The 7,147-nt window shown below is 69.7% G+C and carries 7 protein-coding genes; 3 read left to right on the top strand and 4 right to left on the bottom strand.

What is annotated here, in order from left to right:
- Positions 1–245: 245 nt before the first annotated feature.
- On the bottom strand, positions 246–1,268 hold the full coding sequence (locus IE277_RS22865; protein WP_189955266.1) for an aromatic ring-hydroxylating oxygenase subunit alpha: 1,023 nt from the start codon (positions 1,266–1,268) through the stop codon (positions 246–248).
- Between the two features lie 191 nt (positions 1,269–1,459).
- On the opposite strand from IE277_RS22865, the gene IE277_RS22860 reads away from it, so the two are divergent.
- Positions 1,460–2,995 (top strand): flavin-containing monooxygenase, encoded by a 1,536-nt coding sequence (locus IE277_RS22860; RefSeq protein WP_189955265.1) that lies wholly within the window; start codon positions 1,460–1,462, stop codon positions 2,993–2,995.
- 156 nt (positions 2,996–3,151) lie between these two features.
- Here the strand turns inward: IE277_RS22860 and IE277_RS22855 are convergent, their stop codons facing one another.
- Entirely contained in the window at positions 3,152–3,766 is a 615-nt protein-coding gene (locus tag IE277_RS22855; RefSeq protein WP_373310851.1) for a TetR/AcrR family transcriptional regulator, read from the bottom strand.
- 86 nt (positions 3,767–3,852) lie between these two features.
- Between IE277_RS22855 and IE277_RS22850 the strand changes: the two genes are divergently transcribed.
- Both IE277_RS22850 and IE277_RS22845 read left to right on the top strand, forming a co-directional pair.
- Positions 3,853–4,674, top strand: a complete 822-nt coding sequence (locus IE277_RS22850; protein WP_189955261.1) for an NAD(P)H-binding protein — start codon at positions 3,853–3,855, stop codon at positions 4,672–4,674.
- 115 nt (positions 4,675–4,789) lie between these two features.
- Positions 4,790–5,341, top strand: coding sequence for a universal stress protein (locus tag IE277_RS22845; RefSeq protein WP_189955259.1), 552 nt, complete (start codon positions 4,790–4,792; stop codon positions 5,339–5,341).
- 45 nt (positions 5,342–5,386) lie between these two features.
- Here IE277_RS22845 and IE277_RS22840 read toward each other — a convergent pair whose 3' ends face one another.
- Together IE277_RS22840 and IE277_RS22835 are read right to left on the bottom strand one after the other, a co-directional pair.
- The gene (locus IE277_RS22840; RefSeq protein WP_189955257.1) at positions 5,387–5,776 is read right to left on the bottom strand and encodes a RidA family protein; all 390 of its coding nucleotides are present in this window, start codon (positions 5,774–5,776) and stop codon (positions 5,387–5,389) included.
- 188 nt (positions 5,777–5,964) lie between these two features.
- Positions 5,965–7,131, bottom strand: coding sequence for an acyl-CoA dehydrogenase family protein (locus tag IE277_RS22835; protein ID WP_189955256.1), 1,167 nt, complete (start codon positions 7,129–7,131; stop codon positions 5,965–5,967).
- Between the last annotated feature and the right edge of the window lie 16 nt (positions 7,132–7,147).

The raw sequence follows: 7,147 nt of genomic DNA, 5'->3' as shown, positions 1-7,147 counted from the left end.
CCTGGAACTGCGCGAGACCCAACTGGCGGTGGCCGGCGCGGCCGGAGTCACCAGCGCGCTACCCGATCCCATGATGGATCGGCACCCGAGAGCGAGGGCTTGGATCCGCTGAACGACCTCATCCGGAGGGCTCGGCCTCTGCGCTGCAGCGGAGCGGAGCACGATGCGGACAGCGGCTTCGGCGATGGCGGTCATCGGAGCGTGGGGTTCATCGTCGCCGAGGCCCGTTGAGCCACTGCCCTTCCTCACGGTGGGGGGTAGAACTGGCGGGTCCAGTGGCGGAACAAGCCGATGGCCTCGTCGCTTGCGGCGAGGCGGGGCCGTGGCTCGTAGCGTTTGGTGTTCCAGATGGTCAGGTCCTGCTGGACCTTGCTGACCGCGGTGCGCAGCATCGCGCGGGCGAAGGCCCGGTGCAGGCCGCGCCGTGGGAGCGACGCTCCAGTGGCGTCCTGCTTGCGGATGTCCGCGCAAGCGGCCGCCACCAGCATGTGGGTACGCCGAGGCCCGGTCGGTGTGTGCATGGCCCACAGGTAGCTGACGAGTCCGAGCGAGGGCAGCGGGAGCTCGACCCGGAGATATCCCAGCCCCGCCATGAGGAATGTGTGGTCGGCCTGGATCTTCTGCTTGAGAGCGGGCGGGCGGTCCGGCCCGAGGCGCAGGCGCATGCGCAGGAAGGGGCCTTGGGTCGCCGGCGGGTCGAGTTCTTTCACGGCCACGTGGTGCAGGATGGGCAGATGCCGGTAGTCCAGGGTGTTCTCGATGATTTCCTGGGCGTGCGTGTGCACTTCCGTGCTCCAGACAGCCGTGGGAACGACTCCGGCCTGGGTGGTGTCGGGGACTTCCCAGGTCGGTGGAGCGCCGTCCGGTTCGTACCAGGCGAAGAGGAAGCCGTTGCGCTCGCTGATGGTGTGGCGCTGCAGGCGGGCGCGCGGTGGCGGGCCGTCGGGCGTGGCGACGCAGGTGCCGTCGGGGGCAAAGGCGAAGCGATGGAAGGGACACACCAGATTCTGGCCCTCCACGGTCCCACCCGCCCCGAGATGAGCACCCAGGTGCGGGCAATAGGGATCCACTGCGCGGGGCCGACCGTCACAGGTGCGGTAGAGGACGATGTCGTCACCCATCAAGCGGCGGGTCAGGACTTTACCTGGTGCCAATTCTCGTGAACGCGCCAAGCAGAACCAGCCACTGGGGTAGGGCAGATGCCGCCCCGGCTCGTCGACGTCGGCGTGCGGACCACGAGACGCGGGCGGTTCATCCCTCGTCGTCATAGCCGGCAGCCAAACACAGGGAAACGCATTGAATTTGTCGCCCCTGACAAAATCACTCGTCCGAGGCATCTGCCTGCCGTATCACCATAGGACCGGCACGGGCGCGCCCTACGATCAACTGCTCTGAGCAAGAGGTGGAGGCGGCTCGGCATCGGCGCCGGGACGCTCACGAGGCAGGCAGGGGGACGCCGGTGACCGACGGCCACACCAGCAGCACTCGTCATGAGGCGGAAGTCGTCGTCATCGGAGCCGGACTCTCCGGCTTGGCCGCCGTGATCGCGCTGCGCCGGGCCGGTTTCGACGACGTCGTCGTGTTGGAGAAGTCAGGCCGCCTCGGCGGGACTTGGCGCGACAATACCTATCCCGGATGTGGCTGCGACGTCCCGTCGGTGCTGTATGAATACTCCTTCGCACCCCACTCGTGGAGCCGGGGCTTCGCCGACCGGTCTGAGATTCTCGACTACCTCGGCACGACCGCGGCAACGCACGGCGCTGACAAGGTCATCCGCTACGACACCGAGGTGCTGAGCAGCCGCTGGGATCGGGAAACGCACCGCTGGAGCCTGAAGACCACGTCGGGCACCTACACCACCCGCGCCGTGATCGTCGCCACCGGCCCTTGGCATCGGCCCCGCCATCCCGACGTGCCCGGCCTGGGCACCTTCCCCGGCACCGTCTTCCATTCCGCGCGTTGGAACCACGAAGTCGACCTGACCGGACAGCGTGTCGCAGTGGTAGGCACCGGAGCGTCCACCGTCCAGTTCCTGCCCGAGATCCAGCCGAAGGCGGCGCATGTCGCCGTCTTCCAGAGCACACCACAGTGGGTACTTCCGAAACCTGACTACCCCCTCCCTTCAGGTCTCCACGACTTCTTCGCACACCACCCGGCAGCACGCCGTGCACTACGCGGCCTGCATCGCTGGACCCAGGAAGCCATCGGAGTACCGCTGCGTCACCCCCACCTGCTGGGGCCCCTGGAGGCTCTGGCCCGCTTCCATCTGCGTACCTCGGTACGGGACCGCGTCCTGCGCCGGGCTCTTACTCCTGAGTACCGCTTCGGCGGCCGCCGTCTGATCACCTCCAGCACCTACTACCCCACCCTCACCCAGCCCAACGTGCGGCTGCATCCCACCCGTGTGACGGCCGTGAAGGGCTCCGACGTCATCGGCGCCGACGGCACCCGCACCCGCGCCGACATCATCGTCCTCGCGACCGGGTACCACATCGGCGACCTCCCCCTGGCCCCCCATCTGCACGGCACCGACGGAACACTGGCTCAGACCTGGGCCGACAACCGCAGGGCCTACCTGGGCACCAGTGTCAGCGGATACCCCAACCTCTTCCTGCTCCTCGGGCCGAACCTGCTCACCGGCACCACGGCCGTCCCCACCGTCCTCGAGGCCCAACTCCGCTACATCACCGCCGCCCTCAACCACCTGCGCGCCAGCGGGGCATCCGCGCTGGACGTCAAGCCCGAGGCCGAAGCGGCCCATCAACGGGCCCTGCACGAGGCACTGCGCACCACCGTCTACAACGCCACCGGCACCAGCTACTATTTCGGCCTCCCGGGCATCAACACCTTCTGCTGGCCCTGGTCGACCGCCAGGCTCATCAAGCGCCTGACCGCCTTCAACCCGGACATCTACGCCTGGACAATGCCACTACCGACCCAGACCGGCACTGAACGGGACGCCCTGCCGACCCGCCCGTCGAGCCGACCCGGGTAAATCCCGGTCACGCACCCGTCGGCGACGCGATGGTGATGGCTTCGCCCGCCACCTGCCCAAGATCCGGACCATACTCGGACCCGATGTCGGCCAGTCCACCAATGTCGGCCAGTTCCTGGCGTGAACTACCGGAGACCGGATCCGCATGGTCCGGCTCTACTGTTCCGCGATCCCGTCGATCCAGGACGTGAGGCGTGCGCCCTGGGCGGCCATCAGGCCGGGGTCGCGCAGGGTGTTGGTGAGGAGGGACATGCCCTGGTAGGCGGCGACGAGTTCGACGGCGAGGTCGGCGGCGTCGGGACGGCCGAGCTGGGCGAACTGGGACTCCACCCAGTCGAGCAGCGCCCTCATGACCTTCGCGGCGTCCCGGTCAAGCCCGTCGTCACGCTTGTCCAGCTCGGTGACGAGAGTGCCGAAGGGGCAGCCGAAGCGGGCCGCGGTCTCGCGCTGGTCCACCCAGCCGGCGACGAGCGCCTTCAACCGCGCCGCCGGATCCGGGACAGTGTCCAACCGGGCGGTGAGTGTGTCGAGTTGCTCGCAGTGGGCGTCCACCGCGGCCTCGACGAGTTGGTCCTTGGCCTTGAAGTAGTAGTAGACGTTGCCGAGCGGCACCTCGGCGGCACGCGCGATGTCCCCGAGTGTGGTCTTCTCGACGCCCTGCTCATGGAAGACCTGGACGGCCGCCCGCACCAGGCGCTCACGCTTGCCACCCCGGCCGGATCGGCTCGGCCGCGCGCCCTCGGCCGTCACCCCGGCATCTGAGTCAGTCACCTGACTAAGGATAGACATCGAACGCCGCGTTGGACTAATGTCTCGACTTAGTTAGTCAACTAACTCATACGGGGAGAGCTGCTGCCATGATCGTTGTCACGGGTGCCACGGGGAACGTCGGCCGGGCCCTGGTCGCCGGATTGACGCAGGCCGGGGAAACGGTGAGGGCCGTCGCCCGGCACATCGGGACGGAGGACGTGCCGCCGGGTGTGCGGGCCGTCCCTGCCGATCTCGCCCGGCCGCACAGCCTCGCGCCCGCACTGGAGGGCGCCACATCCCTGTTCCTGCTGGTCGCCGGCGAGGATCCGGCCGGCATCCTGCGCCAGGCAGCCGCGGCCGGGGTCGCGAAGGTGGTGCTGCTGTCCTCGCAAGGTGCGGGGACCCGGCCGGAGACGTACGCGCACGCGGCGGGTTTCGAGGCTGCCGTGGCCGCGTCGGGACTGTCCTTCACCGTGCTGCGCTCGGGCGGGCTGGCCTCCAACGCGCTGGCCTGGGCGGAGCCGATCCGGCTGCACCGCACCGCGGCGGCGCCGTTCGCCGATGTGGCGCTGCCGTTCGTCGACCCGGACGACGTCGCCGCGGTGGCGGCGGTCGTCCTGCGCGGGGACGGACACGACGGTGCCACCTACACGCTGACCGGCCCGGAGGCGACCACCCCTCGCCTGCGGGCCGCCGCGATCGCCGACGTACTCGGCGAGCCGGTGACGTTCGTCGAGCAGAGCCGCGAGGAGGCCCACGCGCAGATGGTCCGGTTCATGCCCGCGGCCGTCGCCGAGGGCACGCTCGCCGTCCTCGGCACTCCCGCCCCGGAGGAACAGGCGGTCGGCACGGACGTCGAGCGGCTGCTCGGCCGCCCCGCGGGTCCCTTCTCCACCTGGGCGGCACGGAACGTGGCGGCGTTCCGCTGAGTGTCCCTCTCTCTCCCCCCGGCGGACGACTCCGCAGATCAAGGCCACATTTCAAGGCCACTTTTCTTCGATTGGACTTTGTCCGGGCGGGGTTGCCGTTCCTAGCGTGGGCGACATGACCGCACGTGGGGTGTCAGGTGGCAGGCCGGTCGGAGCCGTGGTCGTCGGGGTGAGCGATTCACTCGCCGGGTTGGCCGCGCTGCGCCGCGGCATCGTGGAGGCCCGCCGCGGCGCGCGCACGCTGGTGGCCGTCCGGGCCTGGGAACCACCGGAGGGCGAGACCCTCTTCCGCCGCTGGCCCGAGCCCTCGTGGGCCCGGCTGTGGGCCGACGAGGCATGGCAGCGGCTGGAGCGGGCCTTCGAGCTGGCGGCCGGCGGGCCGCCCACGGATCTGCGGATCGTACGACGGGTCGTCGAAGGCCCCACGGGGCCGGTGCTGTGCTCGATCGCGTCGTCCCCGGACGACCTGCTGGTCATCGGGATGGCCCGACCGCGCGGCCTGGCGGCCCTGCTGCACCGTCGGCCGGTGCACCGGCACATCCCGGCGCGGGCCGCGTGCGAGGTCCTCGTCGTGGCCGGCCCCCGGCTGCTGCCACGCGAGACACGGATCCTGCGGCGCGGTGAACTCGTGGACGGGCCGGGCCGGTTGACCGGCCTGATGCCGTGAACTCGTGGTGACACCACGGGACCCACGGCGGCGTCCTCGGCCGGATCAGCGCGCCCCGCGGCGGGCGTACACCTCGATCTCGATCTTCATACGAGGGTCGGCCAGGCCGCACTGCATCATGGTGGCGGCCGGCCGGATCTCCCCGAAGCAGCGTCGCAGCACGGGCCAGCAGGGCTCGAAGTCCGCGCGGTCCGGGAGGAGATAGCGCACCCGCACCACGTCGGCGAAGGTGCACTGTGCCTCGGCGAGCGCGGCCTCGATGGTGCGCAGGCACTGCTCGGCCTGCTCCACCACGTCGTCCGAGATCGTCATGGTCGCGTAGTCGAACCCGGTGGTCCCGGACACATGCACCCAGTCGCCGTCGACCACGGCACGGGCGTACCCGATCTGCTCCTCGAAGGTCGAGCCACTGAGGATCGCGCGTCGCTCTGTCATGCGCGGAAACCTAGGTGACCAGCGGCGATACGTCCAATGCGCGCAGGGGCAGGGAGTGGTGCTCGGGGACGGGGCGGTTGACCAGCTCCACCAGGATGAAGACGCGCCTCGTGGCGCCGGCTGGGGGCGGCAGGCCGGCCTTCCCCCGGCGTCGGGCACGCGGATGCCTGTGTCCCGCACGCGGATGCTCACACGTCGAGTCCGCCACGCTTGACCAACTGCCGTGCGATGACGTTCCGCTGGATCTCGTTGGTGCCCTCTCCGACGATCATCAGCGGGGCGTCACGGAAGTACCGCTCCACGTCGAACTCGGTCGAATAGCCGTAACCCCCGTGGATGCGGACCGCGTTGAGGACGATCTGCATCGCGGTCTCGGAGGCGAACAGCTTCGCCATGCCCGCCTCCATGTCCACCCGGCGCCCGGCCTGAGCCTCCCGGGCCGCGTACAGGGTCAGCTGACGGGCCGCGGTCAGCGATGTCGCCATGTCGGCAAGGTAGTTACCGATGGACTGGTGCTGCCAGATCGGCTTGCCGAACGACTCGCGCTCCTGGGCGTAGGCGAGCGCGTCCTCCAGCGCCGCCCGGCCCACTCCCAACGCCCGGGCGGCGACCTGCAGCCGGCCCGTCTCCAGACCCTTCATGATCTGCGCGAACCCCTTGCCCTCGACCCCGCCGAGGATGGCGTCCGCCGGAGCCCGGTAGTCGTCGAACGACACCTCGCAACTCTCGACGCCCTTGTAGCCGAGCTTGGGCAGATCGCGGGAGACCGTCAGCCCCGGTCCGTGCTCGGCCAGGAGGACGGAGATGCCCCGGTGCGCCGGGCTCGCGTCCGGGTCGGTCTTGCACAGCAGCGCGATCAGCTGGGAGCGCCGGGAGTTGGTGATCCAGGTCTTGGCGCCGTTCACCAGATATCCGTCGGCGTCCTTGCCGGCCACCGTGCGTATCGCCTGCAGATCCGAGCCGCCGCCCGGCTCGGTCAGGGCCATGGTCGCGCGGATCTCACCGGTGGCCATCCTCGGCAGGTACCGGCGCTTCTGCGCCTGGGTACCGAAGCGCAGCAGGAGTGTGGCGACGACCGTGTGGCCGCCCATCGCACCGGCCAGGCTCATCCAGCCGCGGGCCAGTTCCTCGGTGATCAGTACGTAGCAGGGCATCGAGACGGAGGTGCCGCCGTACTCCCCGGGGACGGCGAGGCCGAAGATGCCGAGCTGCTTCATCCGCCCGATCAGGGCCTCGGGATAGGTGTCGCTGTGTTCCAGCTCCCGGACGACGGGTTTGACCTCCCTGTCCACGAAGTCGCGCACCGTGCGGACGATGAACTGCTCCTCCGCGGACAGGATGCCGAGTGTGCTCATGCCGTGCCTCTCTTCC

Source organism: Streptomyces alanosinicus (genome assembly GCF_014650595.1).
In the GTDB taxonomy this organism is placed as follows: domain Bacteria; phylum Actinomycetota; class Actinomycetes; order Streptomycetales; family Streptomycetaceae; genus Streptomyces; species Streptomyces alanosinicus.
Note: the sequence above shows the minus strand (reverse complement) of the source record. Positions and strands in the feature narration are given on the sequence as shown.